This window comes from Protofrankia sp. CiP1_Cm_nod4 (genome assembly GCF_982290645.1).
This window is the reverse complement of the sequence record NZ_CEVIVC010000078.1, coordinates 7,709-8,545: the sequence shown is the minus strand read 5'-3', so window position 1 is coordinate 8,545 and position 837 is coordinate 7,709. Positions and strand designations below refer to the sequence as shown.

Below are 837 nucleotides of genomic sequence, written 5' to 3'. Positions count from 1 at the left end.
CGCTACAGCCGTCCCCGCCGCATCTCTGCCTGCCACGTCCATGCCGACCATCAGCGCCACCCGTCCGGGCGTCGCGGCCGCGGCGGCCCGCACTGACGCCGACGCTGACGCCGAAGGCGCAGCCGGCACCGACGGCGCAGCCGACGCCGCCAGGGATATCGGTCTCTCCGCCCGGCCTTCGGCCAGGGCCGCGGCGCTGGCACGCCCGAAGCGGCTGAACGCGAACTCGGCCGCGTAGCCGAGCATGGCCAGCGCGTAGACCGCCATGGTCACGCCGAGCAGATGGTCGGACAACGTGGCAAGGCCGGAATTGACTGGCATCACAGCTCCTGTCCGGTGGGATCTCCGGTTCCCCCGCTGGCCTGGGAAATGCTGGCCGGGGAAGCCTCTGGCCCAGCCATCAGATCCTCCCCGCACCTCGGATCCCGGATCAGGTCCCGGATCCGATGATGGTCCTGGAGGCCCGGATGGCGCTTGCCGCCCGGTCCGACGGCGTCTGTCCCCACTGTTTCAGCGTTCACTGTTTCAGCGCTCCCCGCTCCGACGGCGTCCGAGCATCCGATGACGTCCGAGCATCCGACGGTGCCTGAGCCGGCGCCAGCCGCCCGGGCGGCTCCGCGTGGTCCGGGCTGCCCAACCAGGCTGGACGCGCGCCCTCGACGGGCGCGGTGGCCAGCCGGATGTCCCTGATGATCGACTGCAGCTCGGCCGCGAAGCCGTCCACATCGGAACGGGACAGTCCACCGACCTCGACCGTGGTCATCGCGCGGGCATCGGAGCCGGCGTCGGGGCCGACACCAGGACCGCTGCCCGTGCTGGTAACGCTGCCCGCGCCAG

2 pseudogenes are annotated in these 837 nt (G+C 72.0%); both read right to left on the bottom strand.

From position 1 onward, the window contains the following. Window positions 1–321: pseudogene (locus tag AC5LSR_RS15335) on the bottom strand (c-type cytochrome biogenesis protein CcsB); the annotation flags it as partial. A gap of 196 nt (window positions 322–517) precedes the next feature. Then, window positions 518–837 (bottom strand): annotated as a pseudogene (locus AC5LSR_RS15330) (hypothetical protein); the annotation flags it as partial.